Source organism: Paracoccus sp. MA (assembly GCF_020990385.1).
GTDB lineage: Bacteria > Pseudomonadota > Alphaproteobacteria > Rhodobacterales > Rhodobacteraceae > Paracoccus.
Genome location: NZ_CP087598.1, coordinates 2,345,702 through 2,370,357, shown reverse-complemented (window position 1 = coordinate 2,370,357; position 24,656 = coordinate 2,345,702). Strand labels below are relative to the sequence as shown.

Annotated in this window: 22 protein-coding genes; 10 read left to right on the top strand and 12 right to left on the bottom strand. The window is 68.8% G+C overall.

From position 1 onward, the window contains the following. Positions 1 to 406 precede the first annotated feature (406 nt). The 7 genes from LOS78_RS18880 to fliF form a co-directional block, all read right to left on the bottom strand. Entirely contained in the window at positions 407 to 3,502 is a 3,096-nt protein-coding gene (locus LOS78_RS18880; protein ID WP_230377786.1) for an efflux RND transporter permease subunit, read from the bottom strand. Further along, positions 3,499 to 4,599, bottom strand: a complete 1,101-nt coding sequence (locus LOS78_RS18875; RefSeq protein WP_230377785.1) for an efflux RND transporter periplasmic adaptor subunit — start codon at positions 4,597 to 4,599, stop codon at positions 3,499 to 3,501. The genes LOS78_RS18880 and LOS78_RS18875 overlap by 4 nt, the downstream gene beginning before the upstream one ends. Next, positions 4,596 to 5,660, bottom strand: a complete 1,065-nt coding sequence (locus tag LOS78_RS18870) for an efflux RND transporter periplasmic adaptor subunit (RefSeq protein ID WP_230377784.1) — start codon at positions 5,658 to 5,660, stop codon at positions 4,596 to 4,598. Before LOS78_RS18870 ends, LOS78_RS18875 begins: the two co-directional genes overlap by 4 nt. A gap of 202 nt (positions 5,661 to 5,862) precedes the next feature. Then, complete coding sequence (gene fliP / locus LOS78_RS18865) at positions 5,863 to 6,588, bottom strand: flagellar type III secretion system pore protein FliP (RefSeq protein ID WP_230377783.1); 726 nt, start codon at positions 6,586 to 6,588, stop codon at positions 5,863 to 5,865. Then, positions 6,585 to 6,842: a FliM/FliN family flagellar motor C-terminal domain-containing protein gene (locus LOS78_RS18860; protein ID WP_028711580.1), complete on the bottom strand. Its 258-nt coding sequence runs from the start codon at positions 6,840 to 6,842 to the stop codon at positions 6,585 to 6,587. Before LOS78_RS18860 ends, fliP begins: the two co-directional genes overlap by 4 nt. 2 nt (positions 6,843 to 6,844) lie before the next feature. Beyond that, complete coding sequence (locus LOS78_RS18855; protein ID WP_230377782.1) at positions 6,845 to 7,405, bottom strand: hypothetical protein; 561 nt, start codon at positions 7,403 to 7,405, stop codon at positions 6,845 to 6,847. Continuing rightward, entirely contained in the window at positions 7,402 to 8,976 is a 1,575-nt protein-coding gene (fliF, locus tag LOS78_RS18850; RefSeq protein ID WP_051476373.1) for a flagellar basal-body MS-ring/collar protein FliF, read from the bottom strand. Before fliF ends, LOS78_RS18855 begins: the two co-directional genes overlap by 4 nt. Positions 8,977 to 9,088: 112 nt before the next feature. Between fliF and fliL the strand changes: the two genes are divergently transcribed. The 8 genes from fliL to flhB are packed head-to-tail and all read left to right on the top strand — an operon-like array spanning position 9,089 to position 15,549. Then, a complete protein-coding gene (gene fliL, locus LOS78_RS18845) occupies positions 9,089 to 9,571 on the top strand; it encodes a flagellar basal body-associated protein FliL (protein ID WP_230377781.1) in 483 nt (160 codons plus the stop codon). Further along, positions 9,568 to 9,915 (top strand): hypothetical protein, encoded by a 348-nt coding sequence (locus LOS78_RS18840; protein WP_028711577.1) that lies wholly within the window; start codon positions 9,568 to 9,570, stop codon positions 9,913 to 9,915. The genes fliL and LOS78_RS18840 overlap by 4 nt, the downstream gene beginning before the upstream one ends. Continuing rightward, positions 9,908 to 10,450 (top strand): MotE family protein, encoded by a 543-nt coding sequence (locus LOS78_RS18835; protein WP_230377780.1) that lies wholly within the window; start codon positions 9,908 to 9,910, stop codon positions 10,448 to 10,450. The genes LOS78_RS18840 and LOS78_RS18835 overlap by 8 nt, the downstream gene beginning before the upstream one ends. 9 nt (positions 10,451 to 10,459) lie before the next feature. Next, the gene (motA, locus tag LOS78_RS18830) at positions 10,460 to 11,326 is read left to right on the top strand and encodes a flagellar motor stator protein MotA (RefSeq protein ID WP_230377779.1); all 867 of its coding nucleotides are present in this window, start codon (positions 10,460 to 10,462) and stop codon (positions 11,324 to 11,326) included. Beyond that, positions 11,323 to 11,610, top strand: coding sequence for a hypothetical protein (locus LOS78_RS18825; RefSeq protein ID WP_230377778.1), 288 nt, complete (start codon positions 11,323 to 11,325; stop codon positions 11,608 to 11,610). The genes motA and LOS78_RS18825 overlap by 4 nt, the downstream gene beginning before the upstream one ends. Next, a complete protein-coding gene (locus LOS78_RS18820) occupies positions 11,607 to 13,694 on the top strand; it encodes a flagellar biosynthesis protein FlhA (RefSeq protein WP_230377777.1) in 2,088 nt (695 codons plus the stop codon). The genes LOS78_RS18825 and LOS78_RS18820 overlap by 4 nt, the downstream gene beginning before the upstream one ends. After that, positions 13,691 to 14,449 (top strand): flagellar biosynthetic protein FliR, encoded by a 759-nt coding sequence (locus LOS78_RS18815; protein ID WP_230377776.1) that lies wholly within the window; start codon positions 13,691 to 13,693, stop codon positions 14,447 to 14,449. Before LOS78_RS18820 ends, LOS78_RS18815 begins: the two co-directional genes overlap by 4 nt. Further along, positions 14,446 to 15,549 (top strand): flagellar type III secretion system protein FlhB, encoded by a 1,104-nt coding sequence (gene flhB / locus LOS78_RS18810; protein WP_230377775.1) that lies wholly within the window; start codon positions 14,446 to 14,448, stop codon positions 15,547 to 15,549. Before LOS78_RS18815 ends, flhB begins: the two co-directional genes overlap by 4 nt. Positions 15,550 to 16,247: 698 nt before the next feature. On the opposite strand, the gene LOS78_RS18805 is transcribed toward flhB, so the two are convergent. Continuing rightward, positions 16,248 to 17,378 carry an MFS transporter gene (locus LOS78_RS18805; protein ID WP_305802571.1) on the bottom strand — a complete coding sequence of 377 codons (1,131 nt, stop codon included), beginning with the start codon at positions 17,376 to 17,378 and terminating at the stop codon, positions 16,248 to 16,250. 648 nt (positions 17,379 to 18,026) lie between these two features. On the opposite strand from LOS78_RS18805, the gene LOS78_RS18800 reads away from it, so the two are divergent. After that, a complete protein-coding gene (locus tag LOS78_RS18800; RefSeq protein ID WP_230377773.1) occupies positions 18,027 to 19,136 on the top strand; it encodes a cytochrome P450 in 1,110 nt (369 codons plus the stop codon). Between the two features lie 325 nt (positions 19,137 to 19,461). Beyond that, positions 19,462 to 20,004: a flavin reductase family protein gene (locus LOS78_RS18795; protein WP_230377772.1), complete on the top strand. Its 543-nt coding sequence runs from the start codon at positions 19,462 to 19,464 to the stop codon at positions 20,002 to 20,004. A gap of 230 nt (positions 20,005 to 20,234) precedes the next feature. Here the strand turns inward: LOS78_RS18795 and LOS78_RS18790 are convergent, their stop codons facing one another. The 4 genes from LOS78_RS18790 to LOS78_RS18775 form a co-directional block, all read right to left on the bottom strand. Beyond that, on the bottom strand, positions 20,235 to 20,486 hold the full coding sequence (locus LOS78_RS18790; RefSeq protein ID WP_230377771.1) for a hypothetical protein: 252 nt from the start codon (positions 20,484 to 20,486) through the stop codon (positions 20,235 to 20,237). An 836-nt stretch (positions 20,487 to 21,322) separates the two neighbouring features. Further along, the gene (locus LOS78_RS18785; RefSeq protein WP_028711566.1) at positions 21,323 to 21,577 is read right to left on the bottom strand and encodes a hypothetical protein; all 255 of its coding nucleotides are present in this window, start codon (positions 21,575 to 21,577) and stop codon (positions 21,323 to 21,325) included. 5 nt (positions 21,578 to 21,582) lie between these two features. Beyond that, a complete protein-coding gene (locus tag LOS78_RS18780; RefSeq protein ID WP_230377770.1) occupies positions 21,583 to 23,142 on the bottom strand; it encodes a S8 family serine peptidase in 1,560 nt (519 codons plus the stop codon). A gap of 198 nt (positions 23,143 to 23,340) precedes the next feature. Next, positions 23,341 to 24,444 carry a glycosyltransferase 61 family protein gene (locus tag LOS78_RS18775; RefSeq protein ID WP_230377769.1) on the bottom strand — a complete coding sequence of 368 codons (1,104 nt, stop codon included), beginning with the start codon at positions 24,442 to 24,444 and terminating at the stop codon, positions 23,341 to 23,343. Positions 24,445 to 24,656 lie beyond the last annotated feature (212 nt).

The following is a 24,656-nucleotide window of genomic DNA, read 5'->3' as shown; positions in this document are numbered from 1 at the left end:
GGCGGTCGAGCCATCCGGCCGTGGCGTCGCCCTCTGCCGCTTCGATGCCCAGTCGGATCTGGCGATGTCTCCGGGAACGCCTTTTCCGCTTCCTCAGGGCTGATGGACTTCGGAACCAATGCTTAAGGCATTCCGAGGATGGCGCCCATCATCTTGGATAATGCGCGTCCCCGGCTGGGGATTTTTCCCGACACCGCGCATCGGACCGGATGGAGGCCGGAGCCATATTCCCGGCATGACGCGACGCCCCCGGCCCGGGCTCGGCGCGGCCAGGGGCGTTTTCACGCCGGGCCGGCCTTCGCGCCGCTGTCCGCTCTGTGCGATAAGCGCGAAGATGCGCCGCTGCTCCGGCTTCGGGCCTGGGCGGCGGCCCGCACGGCAATCTGCCTGATCCTCGCGCCCTGCCTCATTCATGCGCGGCGGCGCGGGCGCGGTCCTCGGGGCTGGGCATCGGGTCGCCTTCGGGCGGGCGCACGCCGAAGACCGCGCAATAAAGCGCCGGGACGAAGATCAGCGTGACCAGCGTGCCGGCGATGATGCCGCCCATCATGGCAAAGGCCATCGGCCCCCAGAACACCTGCCGCGAGATCGGGATCAGCGCCAGGCTGGCAGCCGCCGCCGTCAGCAGGATCGGGCGGGCGCGGCTGTCCGAAGCCTCGAAAACCGCGTCCCATCTGGCATGGCCGCGCGCGATCAGTTCCTGCACCTCGTGCACCAGGATGACCGAATTGCGGATCAGGATGCCGATCAGCGCCAGGATGCCCAGGATGGCGACGAAGCCCATCGGCACGCCGAAGGGCAGAAGCGCCGCCACCACGCCGATCAGTCCCAGCGGCGCGGCGGCAAAGACGATGAAGGACAGCCGGAAGCCCTGCATCTGCACCATGACCAGGGCCGCCATGATCAGCAGCATGATCGGCACTACCGCGGCGATGGGCTCCTGGCTTTCGGCCGAGGTCTCGACCGTGCCGCCCACCGTCACCCGGACGCCGGGGGGCAATCCGGCCTGGAAGCGCGCGACCTTGTCGGCCAGCGCCTCGACCAGCGTGGCCGGCTGGTCCTTGCTGGCGATATCGGCCTTGACCGTCACCGTCGGCAACCCGTCGCGCTGCATGATCAGCGGCTGTTCGGTATCGTATTCCAGCTGCGCCAGCGAGGCGAGCGGGATCGGCATGCCGGTGGGCGTGGCCAGCTGCAGGTTCTGGATCGATTCCAGCGATTCGCGATCCGCCTGCGAACCGCGCGCCGTGACGTCGATCAGGAAGATCCCGTCGCGCAGCTGGGTGATGGTGCGGCCGTTGAACGTGCCCGACAGCGCCCCCGAGATATCCTCGTTCGTCAGCCCCAGCCGGCGCGCCTGGTCCTGGTTCACCTGCAGCCGCACCACCCGGGCGGGCTCGTTCCAGTCCAGCGCGATGTCGCGCAGCCGCGGCTCGGTCGCCAGCAGCGCGGCAAGCTCTCGCGCCGCGTCGCGCGCCTGGTCCAGGTCGGGCGACGAGACGCGGTATTGCACCGGCTTGCCGACCGGCGGCCCGATCTCGAGATTCTTGACATAGAGGTCGGTGCCGATCAGCTCGCGCTGGCCGAATTCGACCAGCCGCGCCTTGAGCCGGTCGCGCGCCGCCAGATCCGGGGTCTGGATCACGATCTGGCCCATATAGGGGCCGGGGGTCGGCACATCCATCGACAGCACGAAGCGCGGCGCGCCGCGGCCGACATAGGTGGTCCAGAACAGCGCGTCCGGTTCCTCGGCCAGCATCGCCTCGATCCTGGCCATGTCGGCATCGGTCTTGGCGATCGAGGCATTGGCGCGTTCGGTCACGTCCAGGATGATCTCGGTCCGGTCCGAGGTCGGGAAGAACTGCTGCTCGACGAAGCGCATGCCGACCACCGAGGCGCCGAAGACGGCCATGGTGATGGCGATGGTCAGCCATTTGCGCCGCATCCCCCAAAGCAGCAGGCCGTGGAACTGCCGCCTGAGCCAGCTCGGCCGCTCCGGCTTGTGCGCCATGGTCGCGGGCAGCATGGTGACGCCCAGAAGCGGCGCGAACAGCACCGCCACGATCCAGCTGACGATCAGCGAGACCGCGATCACCACGAACAGCGAAAAGGTGAACTCGCCGGCCGCCGAGCTGTTCAGCCCGATGGGGATGAAGCCCGCCACCGTGACCAGCGTGCCGGTCAGCATCGGGAAGGCGATGGAACTCCAGGCGTAGCTGGCGGCGCTCTCCAGGCTGTCGCCGACCTCGAGCCGCGAGATCATCGTCTCGATGGCGATCATCGCGTCGTCGACCAGCAGCCCCAGCGCGATGATCAACGCCCCGAGCGAGATGCGCTGCAGGGTGATGCCATAGACGTCCAGGATCACGAAGGTGATCGCCAGAACCAGCGGAATGGTCAGCGTCACCACCAGCCCGGCGCGCAGGCCCAGGCTGACGAAGCTGACCAGCAGCACGATGGCCACCGCCTCGACCAGGGCCTGGACGAAATGACCGACCGCCTCGTCCACCACATGCGGCTGGTCGGCGAACTTGGCCATCTCGATGCCGATGGGCAGGCCGCGCGCCACCTCGGCCATCAGCGCATCGACCTCCTGGCCGAATTCCAGGATGTTGCCGCCGTCGCGCATGCCGATCTGCAGGCCGATGGCCGGCTTGCCATTATAGCGGAACAGCGCGCTGGGCGGGTCCTCGTAGCCGCGCTGCACGGTCGCCACGTCGCCGATGTTGAAGAAGCGGTCGCCGACCCGCAGGTTCACCGCCGCGATCGAGGCCGCGTCGTCGAACTGGCCGCCGACGCGCACCAGCACCTGCTCGGGCCCGGCCTGCACGATCCCCGAGGGCGAGATGGCGTTCTGCACCGCCAGCGTCTGCACCACCTGGTTGTGGTTCAGCCCCAGCGAGGCCAGCCGCGCCGAGGAGAATTCCAGATAGATCTGTTCCTTGCGCACCCCCAGCAGCGAGGTCTTGCCCGCCATGGGCAGCGCCTGGACCTGCTTGCGGATGTCCTCGACCCGGTCGCGCAGCTCGCGCTGGGTGAAGCCGTCCGAGGTGAAGGCGTAGATATTGCCGAAGACGTCGCCGAAATCGTCGTTGAACTGGAAGCCCTGGAATTCCTGGGGGAATTCCGGGCGGATGTCCGACATCATGTTGCGGACCCGCTTCCAGACCTCGGGGACCTGCGGGCCGCGGATGGTCGGGTCCAGCTCCAGATAGACGACCGACTGGCCCGGCATGGTGACCGAGCGGGTGAATTTCAGCTCGTCCAGCTCCTCGAGCTTGGTCTCGATCCGGGTGGTGACCTGATTCAGCGTGTCCTCGATGGTGGCGCCGGGCAGCGAGGCGCTGATCACCATGATCTTGATGGTGAAATTCGGGTCCTCCTCGCGGCCGAGGCGCAGATAGCTCAGCGTGCCGGCGACCATCGAGACGATCAGCAGGAACCACACCAGCGAACGGTGGTGCAGCGCCCAGTCGGAAAGATTGAAGCCGCGTCGGGTCATGGTGTCACGCCTGGTCCCACGGATTGGCCCTCGGTCAGGGAATGGATGCCGCGGATCACCACCTCCTCGCCCGGGGACAGACCCGAGGCGACGGTGACGCTCCGGCCGATCGGCGGGCCCAGGACCTCGATCCGGCGCAGCGAGACGGTGCCTTGGTCGCCCTCGCGGCTGACCACCCAGACATGCGCGCCGTCGTCGCGCTGCAGGATCGCGGCCTCGGGCAGGACCAGCCGCGCGGCGGCGGCGCCGGCGGGCCGGGCACGCACCAGCGCCCCCAGGCGCAGGTCGGCGTCCTCGCCAAGCGCCAGGTGGATGCGCCGGGTCCGGGTCACGGCATCGGCGACCGGCTCGATCTGCGAGACGGTGGCCGGAAGGATGCGCTCGGGCTCGTTTTCCGACCAGACCTCGTAGGGGTCCCCCGGCCCGACGCGGGAAAGCACGGTATCGGGCAGGTCGATCACCGCCTCGATTCCGTCCTGGGTCGAAAGCCGCAGCACCGGCTCGCCGGCGCTGACCACGGCGCCGGCATTGGCGAAGACCGCGCTGATCACCCCGTCGAAAGGCGCGCGCATTTCCGCGAAGCCTTCGGCGTCGCGGGCGCGGATCAGCTCGGACTGGGCCTGCTGCTCGGTCGCCTGCGCCGCGGCCAGGGCGCGCTCGACCTGTTCCAGCTGCGCGGTCGAGGCGACGTTGCGCCGGGCCAGCGCGCGGGTGCGCTCGGCACTGGCCTGGGCGGTGCGCAGCTCCACCTGCGCCGCCTCGACCGCCGCCTGGGCGGCGCGGACATCGCCCTGAAGATCGTCCGGGTTCAGCGTGGCCAGCACATCGCCCTGGCGGACCACATCGCCGATATCGACATTGCGCGCGGTGACGCGGCCCAGGGTCTGGAAGCCCAGGGCGACCTCGATCCGGGCCGCGATCACCCCGGGAACGGAATGCCCGGCGGCCTGGGCGTCGCTGACCAGGGTGCTGACCACGGGGCGCGGAGCCGCCTCGGGCTGGGCGGGCGGCTTGCGCCAGGGCAGGGTGAAGCCCGCTGCCGTGCCAGCCAGCAGGGTCAGCGCCAGAAATGCCGGGACCAGGGTCTTGCGCATCATTCCTGCCTCGACGGTTTGGATGCGTCCGCGACCTCGCGGCCGGGATAGAGCAGCTGCGATCCGGCCCCGACCACGGTCTGGCCGGGTTCGATGCCGGCGCGCAGGATCACCGTGCCGTTGGCGAAACGCTCGATCTGGACCGAGGCCAGCGAGACGCGGCCGTCGTCCCCCACCAGCCAGACGGCCGGTTTCCCATCCGCGGCGGTCAGCGCGGTCCAGGGCACGGCGATGCCGGTGCCGGCCGGGAAATGCACCGCCCCCCGCACCGCCGCGCCCAGCAGGCTGGCGGTCGGCGGGGCATCCTCGATCTCGGCCCGCACCGTGACCGAGCCCGTGGCCGGATCGACCAGGGGCGCGATCTCGGTCACCCGCGCCCGCATATCCAGATCGGCAAGATCGATGCCGGTCAGCGTCACCGGCGCGCCGATCGCGCCGCGCAGCAGCGGCGTGTCGGGGGTCTGGAACACCGCCTCGCGTCCCGTCGCCGAAGCCAGCGAGATCACCGCCTGCGCCGCGCCCACGATCTGGCCCGGCTCGGCCCGGCGGGCGGTGACGATGGCATCCGCGGGGGCCCGGATCACCGTGTCCTCCAGCGCGCGCTGCGCCTGGCCCAGGGCAGAGCGGGCCTGCGCCAGGCCGCCGCTGGCCGCCGACAGCGCCTGGCTTGCGGCATCCAGCGCCGCGCGGGTGCCCACGCCGCGATTCAGCATCGCCTGGGCGCGCTCCAGGGCCTGGCGGGCCTGGGCTTCGGCCGCCTCGGCCGAGGCGACCCCCGCCTGCGCCACGCGCAGCGCCTGTTCCTGCTGCAGCGGATCGGTCCGCGCCAGGGCCTGGCCCTCGGCGACGTGGTCGCCCTCGCGCACCAGCACCTCGGTGACGCGCCCGCCCAGGCGGAAGCCGATATCGACGCTGTCCTTGGCCTGGATCGTCCCGGCCAGGGCGGCGTCGAAGGTCAGCTCGGTCCGCTGGACCTGCACGAACTCAACCGGCAGCGCCGTCTCGGCCCGGACCGGCGCGGCCAGCAGAAGCGCTGCAAAGATCAGCATGGTCAGGCGTGGCATGGCTATCCCGTCGTCCGTTTCCCATCCGATGCCCAAATCCCGCGCTCCTGAAAAGCCCCCGGGCGCAGTGACCTTGCGGACACCAGGCCCCGCCCGGCCGATTTTCGCCGTCGGCTGTCGGCACGGCCGCATTCCGCCCTGGCCCGCCCCGCCGGGTCTTGGTCTTGGCGGATTCCGGTCCCGGACCCGGCCGGGCGGCCTGCTATTGATAACTTCGCACCAGCGCGGCCGCAATCATGCCCCAGCCGTCGACGACGACAAAGAACGCCAGCTTGAAGGGCAGCGCGACCATGACCGGAGGCACCATCATCATGCCCATCGACATCAGCACCGCCGAGACCACCAGGTCGATGATGAGGAACGGCAGCGCGACCAGGAAGCCGATCTCGAAGGCGCGCTGGATCTCGCTGAGCATGAAGGCGGGGATCAGCACCGACAGCCGGTCGGGCGGCGCCTCGGGATCGGGCGCGACCTCGGCCAGGGCGGCCAGCATGCCGGGATCGGTCCTGATCTCCATGAAGCCGCGGAAGGGCACGATGCCGCGCTCGAAGGCCTGCTCGACGCTGATCCGGCCGTCGCGCAGCGGCGCGCCGGCGACGTTCCAGGCCTCGGTCAGCACCGGGCTCATCACGAACCAGGTCAGGAACATCGCCAGGCTGACGATCAGCATGTTTGGCGGCGATTGCTGCAGGCCCAGCGATTGCCGCAGGATCGACAGCACCGTCACGATGAAGGGAAAGCAGGTCACCATGATGGCGATGCCGGGTGCCAGAGACAGCGCCGTCATCACCGCCAGCAGCGTGACCGCATGCCGCCCGACCCCGCCAGCGACCGCGTCGAGCCCCGCCGTGTCGAACAGCGGCAGGTCCTGCGCCGCCGCGGCCTGGGGCAGGAACAAGGCCGCAAGGACAAGAAGCAGCCGGATCACGATGCGCTGGCCGGACCAAGGATGCGGACGCAGAGCCGGTTGTCGGTCTCGTCGCCCGACACCAGTTCGCCGCGGGCAATGACCCGGTCGCCGACGCAGATCTCGACCCCGTCGGACATGTCCTGATCCAGTGTCAGGACATCGTCCGGCCGCAGGCGGGAAAGCTCGGCCACGGAAAGCTGCGTGCCGCCCAGCCGGATGGTGATTTCCACCTGGATCTGGTCGGTTGCAATCAGGCTGGCGAGATCGTCCATGATCATTCCTCGGTCTTGATGTCGTCAATGATGGATTTCAGCGCGGCGGTGACGAGCGAAGGGTCGAAGGTGATCGCGCCCTGGCCCGAGGCCAGCTCGACCAGGTCCTGGCCGGCAGCCGGGGGCTCGATCCGCGCATCCGCCAGCCCGGCCCGGGCAAGGCAGTCGGCGAGGTCGGGATGCAGGTCTTCGGGACAGCGGATGGTCAGAACCCGGCCGGGGGCATGTTCGATCAGACGGGCCATCTCTTGCGCCAAGGCCAGACGCAGCCGCTCCATTTCCGCGCGTGGACCCAGCAGGTCCACGACGGCATGCAGCACGGGGACCAGCGCGTTGCGGATTTCCCGGCGCAGGGCTTCCTCCCTTTCAAGGCTCGCCGACAGGTCCTTGCGCAGATCGGCCAGGGCCCCGGTCAGGGCATCGAGGCTGAGCTCGCGCCCTTCGGCCAGGCCTTTTTCGTAGCCGTCGTGAAAGGCGCCGTCCCGCGCCATCGCGGCGGCCAGCTGCGCGGCGTCCGAAGGGCCCGAGGAGAACGAGTCGAGGCGAAGTGCGGCGGGTCTCATACGGCATCCTCACGCTTCTCGATCCAGCCCGACAGGATCTGCAGGCTTTCGTCCTTGCGCGATTTCATCAGCTCCTTGAGCCGTCCGACCGGATCGGCGTCGCCCGCGGCCATCGGCGTGAAGTCGATTTCGGGGACGACGTTCGGAATGGCCGGCGCCGGCGCGGCATCGGCAGCGGTCCTGTCCGCCGCCAGGGCGGGCAGCGGCCCGGACCTGTCGAGCGCCGCCGGGGCCGCTCCGCCCCCGGTCCTCGACCTCAGCAGCGGGCGCAGCAGGAAGGCCGCCAGCGCCAGCGCGAAGAAGCCGACCAGCGCGATGCGGATGAAGCCGTTCAGGTCCAGCCTGGACAGGAAGCCGCCGGTGCTGGCAAGGGTGCCCGCCTCGGACAGCGTGGCGAAGGGCAGCGATTTCACGGTGATCGCATCGCCGCGCGCCTCGTCGAAGCCGACGGCCGAGGCGACCAGCTCGCGGATCGCCTGCAGCTCGGCCTCGTCGCGCGGGACCAGCGCGGTTTCGCCATTCGCACCCGGTCGGGCGACGCCGTTGACCAGAACGGCCACCGTCAGGCGGCGGGTCGCGCCAGGCTGGCGCGTCACCTCGCGCGTGACCCTGCTGACCTCGAAATTCGAACGCTGGCGGGTTTCGGACCGCGAGGAGCGGCTCTGATCGCCGGAACTGCCCTGCCCTTCGGGCAGATTCGAGGCCGCAGTGACCACGCCCTGCTGCGCGTTGGTGCTCTGATCGGCGGTTTCCTCGTTTTCCTGCGAGATCAGTGCGCGTTCCTGCGGGTCGAAACGCTGCTCGGTCAGCAGTTCGGATTCGTTGACCACGTCCAGATGCAGCTCGACGATGGCGTTGCCATGGCCGACATGCGCGGCCAGGATGCGCTCGACATTGCGCTTCATGTCGGCCTCACGGTCCTCGCCGGCGAATTCCTCGCCCGACGAGACCACGCCCCGCTCGCTGTCGATCACGGCCACCCGATCCGCAGACATCCCCGGCACGCCGGAGGAAACCAGGAATTTCAGGGCCCTGGCCTGGCCGCGATTGATGGGCGTGCCGTCGGTCGTCAGCGTCACCGAGGCGGTCGCCTCGGCCTCGCGCCGATAGCCGCGGCCCTGGGGGACGGCCAGGTGCACGCGGGCCGCCTTGACATTCGGCAGCGCCAGGATGGTGCGTGCAAGCTCGCCTTCCTTCGCGCGCCAATAGGCGGCATCGAACATCTGCGATGTGGTGCCGAATCCCGACATGCCGTCGAGGATTTCGTATCCGGTGCCGCCGGCAGAAGGCAGCCCCTCGCCGGCAAGCGTCATGCGCAGCGCGTCGCGGCGGCTTTCCGCGACCCAGATCGAATCGCCCCGGATCTCGTAGGGGACGCCAGACTTCTCGACCGCGGCCATCACCGCGCCGGATTGCTGCGGGTCGAGGCCGGAATAGAGCAGCGCCATCCCGGGACGGCTGGCCATCCAGGAAAGCCCGGCAATCGCGGCAAATGTGAACAGAAAGGCCGCGGCCAGAATGGCCCTCTGCCTTGCGCTTCGTTCGCGCCAATAGTCTTGCAGCTTCAGCAAAACCGCCCCCTTCGAATCGCATCATCCTTGTGGCGACCTTGATGGCATGGGGCGATTAAGAATTGGTTAGCCCGCCGGTGATATCCAGACCCCAGACGGATGGAGAATCACCATGACCGATGTCGCCGACATCAATGCGGAAGAAAAGCCCCGCGGGGGGATCGGCCGCATCCTGCTGCCGCTGGGGCTTGCGCTTGTGCTGGGCGGGGCTGGCTTTGCCTCGACCTATCTGGGTTTCTGGTCGCCGCTGTCGCTTCTGACGCCAAGGGCGGAAAAGGTACAGGCCGAAGCCGTCCCGGCGGTCGGTTTCGTCGATCTTCCCCAGATCGTGCTGACGCTGGCCGGGCCCAGGTCGCGGACCCTGGTGATGACGGTCAAGATCGAGACCGACCAGAGCCACCGGGCCGCGGTCGAGCATCTGATCCCGCGCCTTCTGGACAGCTTCAACGGCTTTCTCGCGGATATCGACGGCTCGGCCTTCGAAAAGCGCGGAATATTGGACATCGTCCGCGACGAGCTCGCGACCCGCGCGGTCTTCGTCCTGGGCAAGGAGGCGTTCGCCGATGTCCTCATCACGGAGTTCAGGGTCCAATGACGATAGCGCAGCTTTTGCAGATCGCTCTGATCGCCTTCACCATCGGCCTGTCGGGCTTCTGCTTCGCGCTGGCGCGCCGCCTGCGCAAGCTGAACGACCTGGAGACGGGGCTGGGCGGCGCCATAGCCGTGATGACCAGCGAGATCGGCCGGCTGGAGAGGTCCATCCTGCTGGCCAAATCCGAGGCCACCAGCGCGACCCAGGCCCTTGCCGACGAGATCGAGCGTGCCAAGGAAGAGCGGGCCTTCTGGATGCTGCAGCAGAAATTCGCCGAGGCCGGACCGGCCCGCCCGGCGCGGCTGCAGCGTCGTCGCCGGCGCGAAGGAGTGGCGGCTGATGCGTAAGCCGATCCTGTCGTTTCTGGGCGGAGTGATGATCCTTGCCGCGGCCGGCCAGGCGGTGATGCTGATGGATGGCGTGTCGCGCCTGTCCGCCAATGCCGAGCCCTCGGCGCTGATGGCCGGCTGCACCGACGTTCCCGAGGCCGTCGCCCTGGCCGATACGCTGCGCGAGCGCGCGCTGCGCATCGACCGCTATATGCAGGACATCGACCGCCGCAAGGCCGAGATCGCCTTTGCCGAAAGGCAGCTGACCGAAAAGCTGGTCGAACTGCGCAAGCTGAAGCAGCAGATCGCCCAGGGCCACCAGGGCCAGAGCCAGGCGCAAGGCGAGGATATCGCGCGCCTGATCGCGGTCTATGACCAGATGAAGCCCGAACAGGCGGCCATGGTCCTGTCCAACCTGCCGCCCGACTTCGCCGCGCAGATCCTCGCCCGGGTCCAGCCGGAAACCGGCGCCCGCATCATGGCCTCGGTCGAGCCGGGCCATGCGGCGGTCCTGACCTCGTACATGGGCGCAATCAGAGCTGCCAGGAAATAGGTGTAACTCATGTTCGGCATGATCGGCATTGTCGTGACCTTCGCGATGGTCTTCGGCGGATATATCATGGCAGGCGGAAAGCTCGGGGTCATCCTGCATTCCCTGCCCTTCGAGATGATGATGATCGGAGGGGCGGCCGTCGGCTCGTTCCTGCTTTCCAACGAGACCGTGGTGATCAAGCAGGCGCTGACCGGCATCGGCCGCTCGCTCAAGGGCCCGCGCTGGCACGAATCCGACCTGCAGGACGTGCTGTGCCTGCTGTTCCAGCTGCTGCGCATCGCGCGGTCCAGCCCGGTCGAACTGGAGGAGCATATCGAGAACCCCGAATCCTCGCCGATCTTTCAGGCCTATCCCCGGATCATGGCCGACGAGAACGCGGTGACGCTGATCACCGACACCCTGCGCTCGGCCAGCCTGAACTACGACGATCCCTATCAGGTCGAGGAGATGCTGTCCCAGCGCATCGGCCTGATGAACGAAGAGGCCATGCATGCGCCGCATGCGCTTCAGAACATGGCCGATGCGCTGCCGGCACTGGGAATCGTCGCCGCCGTCCTGGGGGTGATCAAGACCATGAGCGCCATCGACCAGCCGCCCGAGGTGCTGGGCAAGATGATCGGGGGGGCGCTGGTCGGCACCTTCCTCGGCGTGTTCCTGGCCTATGCGATCGTGGCCCCCTTCGCCCAGCGGCTCGGGGCGGTGACGAAGCAGGATCAGGCCTTCTACGACGTGATCAAATCCGTGCTGGTTGCGGGCCTGCACCAGCACGCCACCAATCTTTGCGTCGAGGTGGGCCGCCAGTCGGCGCCGGAACATGTCCGCCCGTCTTTCGGGGATGTCGAGAACGCGCTGCGCGAGTTGAAGAGGGCATCGTGATCGCCGTCCTCATCCTGTCCGCGGCGCTGGCCGCCGAACCGGCCGGCGGCGCGGACTCGACCCGGGACGGCCTGATCCGCGAGGCGACGGGCTGGCTGCTCAACGGCGAATCCCTGCCGCGCGACATCGATGAAAGGCTGATGCGGCTGCCTCCGTCCGACCGGATCGAGGTGCTGATCTTTCTGCGCCGGTCGGGAATGCTGATCGGACCCGGCTGGACCGTCGACCGCCTGCTGGCGCCAGCCAAACCCACAGGAAACCAGGCCAGGGGAGCCCAGGAATGAGCATTGCCGAGACGGGCCAGGGCACGGGCTGGGCGGCGCGCCCGCTGATCATCACCGGCGTGCTGCTGCTGATCGTGCTGTCCATGGTGATCCCGATGCCGGCGCGCCTGCTGGACCTGGGAATCGCGCTTTCCATCGCCAGCGCCGCCTTGATCCTGGTCATGGCCTCGCTGGTCGAGAAGCCGACGGATTTCCAGGCCTTTCCGGTGCTGCTGCTGATCTCGCTGCTGATCCGGCTGTCGCTCAACATCTCGTCCACGCGGCTGATCCTGACCGACGGCCAGAGCGGGACCGCCGCCGCCGGCCATGTCATCCAGGCCTTCGCCGAATTCGTCGCCGGCGGCTCGCTGCTGGTCGGGCTGACCGTCTTTGCCGTGATCACGGTGGTGAACTTCATGGTCATCACCAAGGGCTCCGGGCGGATGGCCGAGGTCTCGGCCCGGTTCGCGCTGGATTCCCTGCCCGGCAAGCAGCTCGCCATCGACGGCGACCTGAACTCCGGCGCCATCGACCATGAGGAAGCCAAGCGCAGGCGGGCCCGCGAGCAGCGCGAGATCAGCTTCTTCGGCTCGCTCGACGGGGCTTCGAAATTCGTCAAGGGCGATGCCATCGCCGGCCTGGTGATCACGCTGATCAACCTGTTCGTCGGCCTGGCTGCGGGCGTGCTTGTGCACGGCATGCCGGTGGGCGAGGCGATGACCACCTATTCCAAGCTGACCATCGGCGATGGGCTGGTCAGCCAGGTTCCGGCGCTGATCACCTCGATGGCGGCGGCACTGCTGCTGTCGCGGGGCGGCGCCACCGAGACGACGGCCGACCTGCTGTCGCAGCAATTTCTCAGCAACTGGCAGGTGCCCTTCGTCAGCGGGGTCGGGATGCTGGTCATCGGCCTGGTTCCCGGCATGCCGACGCTGGTGTTCTTCGGCCTGGCGGCGGTGCTGGGCACGGCCGCGTGGTTCAGCCGCAGCCGCCAGGGCAAGCCCCCGCCGGACAAGGCCGCGATGCCAGAGCCGCAGGCCGTCGCCCCGGCCCCGGCGCGCATCGGCGACGTGCTGGACACGGACGAGATCTGCGTCGAGATCGGCGCGGGGCTGATCCTCGGCGCGCTCGATCCGGCGCGCGGGCTGGGCCAGCGCATCACCAACCTGCGGCTGCATATCGCCCGGACCTATGGGCTGATCCTGCCCGATGTCCGCATCACCGACGGCACCGGCTTCGAGGATGGCGAATATGTCATCCGCCTGCAGGGGGTGGTGCGCGGCAAGGGGGTTCTGCGGCCGCAGGGGGTGCTGGCCCTGGGCGCCGATTCCGCCCTGGAGGGGCTGGTCGGCGAAAGCGTGCGCGAGCCGGTCTATGGCAGCGCGGCGCGCTGGATCGCGCCGGACTGGCAGGACGAGGCGGCGATTGCCGGCGCCACCGTCGTGACCCCGATGGAGGTCCTGTCCACCCATCTGATGGAGGTGGTCAAGACCAACCTGCCGGCGCTGCTGACCATGTCCTCGATGCAGCGCATGATCCGCGAACTGGGCAGCGTTTCGGACGAGCACCGCGCGCAGCTGAACCAGCGGTTCTTCGACAGCATGGTGCCGGACAAGGTCTCGCCCGAGATGCTGCTGGCCGTGCTGCGCGGCCTGCTGGAGGAGCGTATCTCGATCCGCAACCTGGTGCTGATCACCGATGCGGTGCACGAGGCGCGCAATGCCGCCACGCCCGAAGCGGTCTATGAGCAGGTGCGCAAGCGGCTGCGCGGCCAGATCACCGAGCAGTTCCTCGACGCCGAGGGTCAGCTCGGCATCCTGCAGTTGCACCCGCAATGGGAGGCCGAGATCACCCGCGCCGAAGCCGAGGCGGCCCGGTCGGGGGCAAGCGCCATCCCGCAGATCCAGAAACGGCTGGCCGAGGCGGTGCAGGCCGCCTTGCGCGACCAGCGGCCGGGTCCGGAGGCGGTGCTGGCCGTGCCCGATCACCGCCGGCGCCTGGTGCGGATGATGCTGGCCTCGGCCGGGATCGCGATGCCGGTTCTGGGGCTGGACGAGATCGACCCGGCCGCGCAGGTGCGGCTGCTGGGCTCGGTCGAAGCATGAGCCAGCTGCTGGCAGATCCGCGCATGGCGGCCGCGCTGACCGCGCTGCTGCTGACCTATTGCCGCGCGCAGGCCTGCTTCCTGATGCTGCCGGTCTTTTCCGAGCGCGCCATGCCCGTCAGGCTGCGCGCCGCGCTGGCCATGGCGGTCACGCCGCTGCTGGCCGAGCATGCGCCGCCGCCGGGCGAGATCGGCGGCCTGCTGCCCCTGGCCGCCCTGGCCGGGGCCGAGATCCTGTCGGGGCTTGCCCTGGGCGGGCTGGTGCGGCTTTTCGCCAGCGCGCTGGACATCGCCGCGACGGCTATCGCCGCCACGGCCTCGCTGTCGCAGCTGGTTGGCGCCGCCAATGAATATTCGCCCCATCCGATCGGCAACCTGATGCATGTCGCCGGCCTGGCGCTGCTGATGGCGCTGGGCTTTCCGGTCCTGGCCTGCGACCTTTTGCGCGAAAGCCTGGTACTGCGGCCGCTGGGGGCCTGGCCGCAGATCCCGGACATCCTGCCTGGCGCCGTTTCCCTGACCCGGCAGAGCTTTGTCCTGGCCATGCTGCTGGCCGCGCCGTTCATCCTGGGCGGCTTTCTGTTCCAGGCGCTGTCGGGGATGATCAGCAAGGTGATGCCCGCCCTGCCGGTGGTCTTCATCGCCGCGCCGGGGGCGATCCTTCTGGCGCTTCTGGCGCTTGTCGTGCTGACGCCCACCATCCTTTCGGTCTGGGCCGAGGCCGTCCTGGCCATGATGGAAACCCTTCTCCGATGAGCCAGGACAACGACGACAAGCAATTCGACCCTACGGAAAGCAAGCTGCGCAAGGCGCGGCAGGAAGGCGACGTCCCGCGCTCGGCCGAGCTGCAATCGGCGCTGATGTATCTGGGCTTCTGGCTGGCGGCGCTGTTCGCCATGGGCTGGGCGGCCCCGGCCTGGACCGGCATGGCCGCCCGCGCCCTGGGCGGCGAGCCCTGGCCCGATGCCGAAGGCCGGGCGGTCGCCGATCTGGCGCGCGCCCTGGCCGGCCAGGCGGGTCTGGCCACACTGGCGGGGGTGGCGATCATGGCGGTGCCGGTGGTGCTGGGCATGGTGGTGCAACGCTCGGTCGTGCTGACGCCCAAGAAGCTGCTGCCCGACGTCAAGCGCATCAATCCGGTCAAGAATGCGGCGCAGAAATTCGGGAAAAGCGGGCTCGTGACCTTCTCGATCTCTCTGGGCAAGGCCCTGCTGGTGGGTGTCGGGGGGTGGTTTCTCTATGCCTCGCTGCTGTCCTGGCTGCTGAACTCCGGCGTCATGGCAGATCTGCAATGGGTCGAGGGGCTGGGGCTGATCCTGCGCCGGGCGGCTTTGCTGGCGCTGGGCATCGGCGCGATCTTCGCCGGCATCGACCTGATCTGGAAGCGGCGGGAATACCTGAAGCGGCATCGCATGTCCCGGCAGGAAATGCAGGACGAGCACAAGGAAAACGAGGGCGATCCCCACCTGAAGGCCGCGCGGCGGCAAAAGGGGGTCGACATCGTGCTCAGCACCATGCTGGCCGATGTGGAAAAGGCGGATGTGATCATCGTCAACCCCACGCATTACGCGGTGGCGCTGGAATGGAAACGCGGCAGCGGCCGGGCCCCGGTCTGCCTGGCGAAAGGGGTGGACGAGGTCGCCCGCCGCATTCGCGAGCGTGCGCATGAGCATCGGGTCCCGATCTGGTCCGATCCGCCCTGCGCGCGCGCGCTGCACGCCACGGTCGAGATCGGGCAAGAGATCAAGGCCGAGCACTTCGCCCCGGTCGCCGCCGCCATCCGCTTTGCCGAAGCCATGCGCAAGAAGGCGCGCGAGGGCTGGGGCGGCCTGCCGCGGCGCAAGGAGGGAACATGAGTCGCAGGCAGGACGCGCTTGGCGGGCTGGAACGCATCGCGCGGTTGAAGGCCGATCTGGAGATGCGGCGCCTTGCCGCCTTTCGCGCCCATGTCGAGGCCGCGCGCCATCGCGTCAGGCAATTGGAGGATGAGCTCGACACCCTCTATCGCACCGAGCGGCCGTTTTCGATCGCCGAGGCGCGGCTGGCCAATGCCCTGGCGGGCGAGCGCAGCCGGGCGTTGCTGAATGCCGAACAGGAGCTTGCCCGGCTCCTGCCCGGCTACGAGCAGGCGCGACAGGCTGCGGCGCGCGAATTCGGCCGGGCCGAGGCTGTCCACTCCCTGCGAAGGCAGCTGATCGCCGAGGCGCCAGAACAGGCTGCGGCGCGGTGCGCTGGCCGATCCTGCAGGGCCGGGCGGCGCCTTGGGCCCTGCGTCCTGTCCCGGCGCCGGATGATGCGATGCCGGGCCGATCTCCATGGCGATCCTTGCCACGATTTCCGAGGGACGAAGGCGTGGCGATCAGCGCCACCGATGCCGACTCCGATGCTTCTCGCAGCACAAAAGCGCGCAGTTCATCTTACGCAGCCCTTTGCCGGCGGCCGAGAGATCGCCGACGTTGCAGCGCGGCTTTCCCGGACCGGACGCCCGGCTTGCCGTTTCCCAGGCCAATGCCACCGATACGGGACAAAGCTTCCATTGACGCATCAGGATCTTCTACCCCTTCCGCGGCGCCCGGTGGCCGAGCCCTGTGCCAAGCGGCCGCCATCCGATCGCAGTGACCAGCGAGATACCGGCTGCGGCCACCCAGAATGGGGCGGTCAGGGCCGACTCGCGGGCGACCACCGCCTCGGCTGTGCGCACGACGATGCCGGACAGCAGCAGGCCAAGCGGCATCATCCCCCAGGCCAGCAGCCGGTAGAGGCTGTTGACGCGGCCGAGCAGGCGGTCGGGGATCATCCGCTGCCGGGACGAGACCGAAACCGTGTTCCACACCAGCCCGCAGAACTCGAAGATCGCAAGGATCAGGCCCAGCACCCACGCGCTCGGGACCAAGGCGATGGCTGCAAAGGCGGGAATCGAGGCGAAGAGCATCCATTGGGCCGCCGCTCCGGCACCCATCCGCCGCACGACGCGCTCGCCGATCAGTCCGCCAGCGATGCCGCCGACCGCCCCCGCCGCCAGCACCAGCCCATAGCCGGTGGCGGACAGGCCGAGATTCTCCTGCACATGCAGGATCAGGCCGATCTTCACCATCTGGGAAAACAGGTTCCAGAACCCGGTGAGCCAGGCGAGCAGCCCCAGGATCGGGGCAGCGCGCAGAAAAGCCATTGCCTCGGCCAGTTCACTGCGCCAGTTCCTCCTGTCCGCGTGGCGTGGCCGGAAGCTCCCCGCGATCCCCGCAACGATCAGCGCCGCAAGGCCGTGGCTCACGCCGTTGACGACGAACGGCAGCGGCAGCGCCATCGCCACCAGCATTGCGCCGAGCGGGGGGCCGACAAGCGCGTTGCCGGTCAGTTCCACGCTCCACAACCTGCCGTTTGCCGCCTCCAGCCGCTCATGCGGCACCAGCGAGGGCAGCATGGTCTGCGCGGCATTGTCGCGAAAGACCTCGGCCCCGCCAACGGTCAGGGCTGCAAGGATCAGCGCCGCGAAAGCAGGCATCGAGGAGACCCCGACCTGCGGCGCGTCCGCCAGCGGCAACGCCGACCAGAGCGCCACGGCCGCCCCGCCGAAACCCGCAGACCGAAGCACATCCATGCCGAGGATGAGCCTGCGCCGGTCGGCCCTGTCGGTGACGATCCCGGCCGGAATCGCGAAGATGGCCCAGGGCAACCGCAGCGCCACGGCAACCAGGGCGATCAGCAGCGGGTCACGCGTCAGCAGCGACGCCGTCCAGGCCTAGGCGACGGTAGCGATTCCGTCCGCCAGATTGGTCAGGCCGCTCGCCGCGATGAACCGCGGGAGCGGCCCGCCGCTGATCGTTGCGGGTGGCTGCCGAACATGCTGCCCCATGATCCCTCCCTCGGGCTTTCGGCCGGTTCCGCGGATCGTGCATCCTCAAATCCCCTGGAAATCAAGCCGAATGTCGCAGGCAGAAGGCAAAAAATCCCGCGGGCCTGACCGTCGGGCAGATGTCGGCACGCTCATCCTCGATCGGGAGCGATCCCCGACATGAACGATGCATGCTCGCGGCTTGAGCGCCATGCTTTTGCGCTGGGGATAGTGGAGACAGAAACGGGGAAAGGCGGCAGGAAGCCCTCCCGCATCGGGCGCACCGCGTGCGGCATCGGTCGAAGCCTGATTGGCGGGCATTCACACGCATGCCGGATGGTTCTGCCACGCCTCTTGCCCGGGCAGGGCCGGCGTCCTATCTTCCGGGGCGAAAGGACGATTACATGCATCAGTCGATCCGCAAGCGCTAAGGACCCGGTTTCCGGTTTCGCCACCCTGCCTGCCGGCGGGGGGTCTTCTTGCACTTGCTGGACTGATATCATGAAAACCTTCCAGACTTTCGACAATCCCGATGGCTGGGCTTCCGCCGCCGAGGCCTTCCGCGACGACTTCGCCGCCGGCGAGCGCATCCAGATCGCGCCATGGGGAGGCTATGCCATCCTGGGCCACCGGGAACTGGTCAGCCTCGCCCGCAATCCTCTGGCCGACGGCATGGCGCCCGATCCCGCCGCGATGGCGGAGACGCCCGCGCTGCTGGCGCTGCTCGACCGGGCGCTCTTCACCAAATCCGGCGAGGTCCATCGGACCGAGCGGGCCGCGCTGATCGCCGCCTTCAACACCGTGCCGCTGGCCGGCATCACCCGCGAAGCGGTGCGGCGGGCGCTGCCCTCCGGCCCGGCCAGAATCGACCTGAGGACCGGGCTGATCGCGCTGGTCGTGTGCCGGGTCTGGGGCGAGATCATCGGTCTTGACGCGACTGCGGCCCTGCAGATGGAGGATGCGGTGCGCGACCTGGCCCATGTCCTGTCCCTCTCGCCCGATCCGGCAAAGGCCCATCTGGCCGAAGCGGCGGCCGGCAGGGTGCGGGACCTGTCGCTGGCGGCGCTGGAGGGAGGGGCGCCCTTCTCGCGGAACCTGCGGGACCGGCTGGGCGACGGGCTGGCCGCCGACCTGATCGCCGGCATGGCCTTCGACGCGATCGAGTCCGCCGCCCTGGGCCTGGACGCCGCGCTGCGGGTGGCCTTCGCGCATCGGGGCCAGGTGACGCCGACGGCGCAATGCGCCAATGAATGCCTGCGCCTGGCCAGCTCCACCCCGATGACCATGCGGCTGGCGACGGGCAGGATTGCCCTGGGCGATCTGGTGGTGGAGGCCGGGGCCGTCCTGTCGATGGTCTGGGCGGCGGGCAATCACGACCCGCTGGCCTTCTCTGCGCCGGAACGGTTCGATCCCGATCGCGAGGGCGCGCGCGCGCTGATGTTCGGCATGGGCCAGCACGCCTGCCTGGGCCACGCGATCATCCGGGCGACCTTGGTGCAGCTGCTGGGCGTCCTGGAAACGCTCACCCCCGAGACCGGCACCCTGCCAGCGCGCTGGTCGCCATTTGCGAAGGACTATCTTCCCGCCCTCGGCATCCGTTTCGAGGGCTGATCGAGGGGGGCGGGTCGCAGCTTGGCCGTGGTTCTTTCCTTGGGGTGATGCAGATCGCGCCTTGCTTGCGCCGCACCTCGCCCGAGGGCCCGGCCTGACGGCTTTCGCCGCAGGGGCTGCGGCCGATGCGCGATTGGCAGCCCGCATCGGCCGTGCCAGAGTGAGGGCGGATGCGCCTTACAGAAGGGGGCGATGACGACCGCATGCAGCATGGTCCCCGCCGGCCGGATGGGCGCCACGCTCGTGCGGCGGGCCCCGTCTCGTCGCCATCCTCATGCGTCAGGTTGAAGGGAAGGCGGATGAGCGAAACAGGAAGGATAGCATCATGAAGGAACTGCCGCTGAGCCGCGCCTTCACCCTGATCGAGCCGGGACCGGTGACGCTGGTCACCACGCATGACGGCGCAAGGGACAACGTGATGACCATCACCTGGACCATGGTGATGGATTTCACCCCGCGTTTCGCCATCACCACCGGGCCATGGAACCATTCCTGGACAGCACTGCGCGAGACCGGGGAATGCGTGATCGCCATCCCGACGCTGGACATGATCGACACGGTGATCGGCATCGGAACCTGCTCGGGCGCCGAGGTGGACAAGTTCCAGCGGTTCGGCCTGACGCGCCTGCCCGCAACGCATGTCCGGGCGCCGCTGATCCGCGACTGCCTTGCCAATATCGAATGCCGGGTGGTCGATATCGTCGAGCGGCACGGCATCGTCGTTCTGGACGGGTTGGCGGCCTGGTTCGACACCAACCGCACGGAAACGCGAACCCTGCATGCGGTGGGCGACGGCACCTTCGTCATCGACGGAGACAGGCTCGACCGAAGGGAGGCGATGCGATCGAAGCTGCCCGAGGGGGTATAGGCAGAACCTTGCGGAGACAGTCGGCCCTGGCAGCAGGGCGCACGCGGTTTCCCCGAAACTGCCGCCTGAACCTGGCGCAGCGAAAACGGTCCGAAGGTCACCGCCTGTCCGCACCGCTGTTAAGCCCGGCCCGTTACCCATTGTTCGGAAAGGAAAGAATTGGTGACCAGCATCGTCGGAAAATCCGACGGCGCGCTCCCCGCCGTCCAGTTCCCGGGCGTTCGTTTTCGCTATGGTCTCATGCAGTCGCGGATGGGCGGATTGCCATGCATCGAGCGTGCCACGGCCTGGTCGAGCGCCGTCTTGTCCAGCCCATCGAATTGAGGAGCCGCCTCCTTGATCGCCCAGTAGAGCCGGCGCATCACCGGGCTGTCGCCCCGGCGCGCATAGCCCCTGGCATAGCGCGGCATCTCTGCCTTCGGCACATCGACATGGTGCTTTGCAGCCCCGGCGGCTGCAGGGTTTTGCAGCGCCTCGGGCATAGGGTTCGCCGAAGGCACGAGCGCCAATGCAGCCCAAGAAGCGGATGCTGATATTCGAACAGGACCGCTCGCCTTGGCCCGGCATGGGCTGCCGGTCCTGCAGCCAGCGCATCAGCGTGCCGTCGTCGCCTGCCTCGTCCGGCAACTGCTGCAGTAGGCCGCCGGTCTGCTGGGGGGCAAGATCCATCGGCGACACAGAGCCCATCGCGCTGCCTTTCAGTTCCGGCAGATGCACCGCGACGGGCGTGCGAACTGGCCGGACACCTGTACAGGGCCGAGGATTTTCTGTCGGTGCACCGTGCGGCGCTGCATCATCCCTTGCGCGGACAGGATCGCGACGCTGGTCGGTGCCGTGGCGGGAACCTCCGCGGCCCGGTGCTGATCGCGGCAGCCGGGATAGGCTTGGCCTCTTTCCGGGAACGGATCGCCGAGCGGCGGCTGAAGCAGCCGCGGATGACGTCCGCGGACCGGGGAGATCCTCGCCTAGGAAGGTCGGCGCCGCAAGCCGGTGCGCCGGGTGCTCTCGCCGGGGCGATCCCGATCCTGATCCCGAGGCAGATCGGCGGCTGAAGCAGGGAAGGGAGGGGAAATACGCCCGGCCCATGGCGCGCGAAATGACCGCCGCGCGGGCGTTTCGCCTGATCCCCTCCAGCCGAAGGCGCGACCGGCCGGCTTTCCCGGCATGGCGAAAAGGCGACCCGCCCAGGGCCGATGCCCGCGCCTTGCCGCCGCCGCTTCGGTCCGCCGGAAGCTGGCAGCGCCGGTTTCTCTGCCCGGGGATGCCGGTGCCGGCCGGGGCAAGGCCGCCGCCCCGCCCGCGGCCGGCCGGCGGCGCGTCAGCGCAGCTGCGCCTTGTGCGGGGGATTGAGCTTGAAGATCCGCTCTTGCGCCAGCCGCCAATGCGCCAGGTCACCGACGCATTTGCGCACCTCGCTCAGGCTGCCCTCGACCCGGATCGTGCCCGGCACGACCTCTTCGGCCGGCAGCGGCTTCAGATGGTCCAGCATCTCGGCCGTTTCCTCGCGGCTGGGATCGCGGTCGTCGGAATAGACGAGCATGCAGCTTTCGGTCTTCTTGCGTTGCGCCTTCATTGCCATCATCCTTGGCCCTGGTTCTGGTCGATCAGCCCCGCACCTTCGTATTCCGGGCCGAAGCCGATCGGAACGGCATGGCTGTTCGCCATCTTGATAATGTCGTCGGAACGCTGCTGGTTGCGCTCGGCCGACAGGAGTTCCGGGGTCGCAGACAGCAGCCGGGCAATCAGCCCCGCCACCGCGGGACAGGCCATCGAGGTGCCGTCCATCACCCCTTTCGAGGTCTTGCTGACCCAAGATATAATCCCCACGCCGGGCCCGATAAAGTCCACTTCCGGTCCGATATTGCTGAATCGGGCGAAAAAGCGGTCCCCGACGGGGGCGGGATCCGTTGCGACGTTGCGCCCGGTGATCGCGCCCTCGGGCCAGGCGTCCAGCACCCCGCCGGCCGAAACCGCCACCACCGTCCCCGAGCGCGCCGGGTATGAGACCGGCGACATGTAGTCGTTGCCCGAGGCGGCGACGCAGACCGCGCCCATCGCCCGCGCCCGCCGCACCTCGCGCGAGATCGAGACCGGCTCGGAGCCCTGGCCGAGGCTGAGATTGATCAGGTCGCAGCCGTCGTCGACGGCCTGGCGGATGGCGCGGGCGATGGCGAATTCGCTGGCCCCGCCCGCATCCTTTTCGAAGACGCGATAGGAATGCAGCGCGACCTCGGGCGCCACGCGCGCCACGATGCCCGCGACATGGGTGCCGTGCCCGGTGCCGTTGTCGAACCATTCGTCGGCGGGCTCGGTGCCGGTGGTGTTCAGCCCGCGTTCGAGCTTCAGCCCCTTCGCGGGATCGACCCCGGTGTCGACGATGGCGACGCGGACGCCGCGCCCGTCGGCCTTTTCCGCCGGCGCCAGCATCCGCGCAAGCCCGTCGGGGAAATCCGCCCGGATGGGCGCCAGCGACAGGGTCAGCTCGGTCGGGCCCTTGTCCCTGACCGCGATATCCTCGGCCCCGCCCGGCCAATGGTCCGCGAAGGGCTGGCAGATCACCGCGTCGATGCGGGTCTGCCCGGCCGGCAGCGCGGTGCGGTAGCGCCCGTCCCGGTCCGTCACCCCGTCCGAGATGCCGAAGCCGCGCCGGCTGTCCAGCACCACCACGACCGAGGCCCCGGCGACCGGCTTGCCGCTGGCCGCATCGACGCAGCGCAACTCGAGCTCCTTGGCCGAGCGAAAGGCCGAGGGCTTGGCCTCCTTGCGGATGATGTCCATCTGGCCGTAGCGCAGCGGGTAAAGCCGCAGCTCGCGCCGCACGCGCAGGCCGGGATAGGCGCGCTGCAATTCGCGCGCCTGCTCGGGCCTCATGCAGACCAGCGATGCCTCGTTCTCGCCGATCGAATCGATCAGCCGGATGCGGCCGACCTCGGTATCGAGCAATCTCAGGCGCGGCCGGATCGCGGGCGCCGAGCCCTCGCCGGCGCCCTGCGCCACGCTGCCCGCGGGCCGGGCGCCCGATGCCCGGAACAGCCGGTGATGCATGGCGCGGAACAGCCGGAAGCTGCTGGTCTCCATGCTGTCGTTGAAGACGTTGTCATCGGGGACGATGACATAGCGGGCGGTCTTTCGGGACATGCGCTTGTGCTCCTTCCTGCCACCGCAAGGCTACACCGCCCGGCCGGTTTCGCCAAAGAATTGTCCATCACGGCCCCGGCCGCCGCTTTCGCGGAGGGCCGGAACCATGGAACCGGGCTGGTTTGTCGAGAGGTGTCGACCAGGCCGGGGGCGGCGCGGGGGAATACGGGCCCCGGCCGGGCGGCGGCGGGTCCGGGTTCAGTCGGCGGGAGCGGGCTCCGGCACCGGCTTGCGGACGTATTTCGCGTTCATCCCGGCCTCGATGACCGCGATCTGCGCGGCGATCTCGTCCTCGGTCAGGTTGCGCCAGCCCGACGTGTCCTCGATGAGGCCGAGCGCCTTCAGTTCCTGCCCGACCTGCCCCAGATCCACCTCGCCCCAGGACGAGCGGCCGATGCGGGGCAGGCGTGCATGCACGTGATTGGCGACCAGACGGTCGATCACCGTCACTTGGCTGCCGCCGAAGGATTCGAGATGCTGCACGATGTCGTCGACCGCATTCATCGAGCGCCGCTTGATGATGGCGATCTGCTGATGGGGCTGGGCGACATAGGCCAGAAGATGCAGCGGCGACGCGTCGACCGAGATGATCTGCCGGGCGGCGCGATATTGCGCGACCTGCTCCTCCTTGCTGCAGCGATGCGGCAGCCAGATCCGGTAGCCCTCGCGCTCCAGAAGCGCCTCGATCAGCGTTTCGCCCAGGATGGTGCCGCGGTCAAAGGGCAGGTCGCGGCGCGAGATGTAGAGCTTTTCCGCACCGGCCGGCGCGACCTTCTCCGCCGCGCTGCGGGCGAAGGCGACAAAGCGTCCGCTGCCCGAGATCAGGTCCGGGCCCAGGCCGAATTCCTGTCGCGGCACCACCAGCCGCTCGACCCGCGTCGGCCCCTTGGCGACCCGGATCTCGGCCGAGATGCCCAGGGCGGCAAGCAGCGCGGTCTGGGCCTTGATCGCCGCATCGTTCACCGGCCCGGCCTTGGGGATGTAGAGCGCCGAGCGGGTTCCGAAGGCCGGATCGTCCAGCGCCCAGAGCCTGCCGGTCGATTCCGTGATGAAATGGCCGAAATGGCCAAAGAAGATGCCGCCGAAGACATGGGTGCCCGGAATGAACTCCGGCGCCTCGGGGGCGCTGTATTCGACCGGGGCGTGCCGGGGCCGGCCATGGGTCAGCGAGACCGCGATGTCGACCGGCCTGCCGTCCCTGTCGAAAACGCCCGAGGCGTTTTGCAGGCGGCCGTTCTCATCCTCGCTGGGCGGCAGAATTATCGCATCGTCAACAATGATATAATCAACTGATTCGGACATATGGGCACCTTGAACGGCTTTGGCGCCACATTAGCCACGCGCGCGGCCATCGGCCAGCGGTAAAGGGCCGCGCATGCCGGCACGCCCCCGGAAAGCCGCGGAACGCGCCGGCCCAGAGGTCGGCGAAACTTGACCGTGCCGCGGGAATGCGGGATCAATCCTGACGGGTCCGGCCCCCAGTAGGGCACCATCTGGAGAAGAAACCTCTTGGC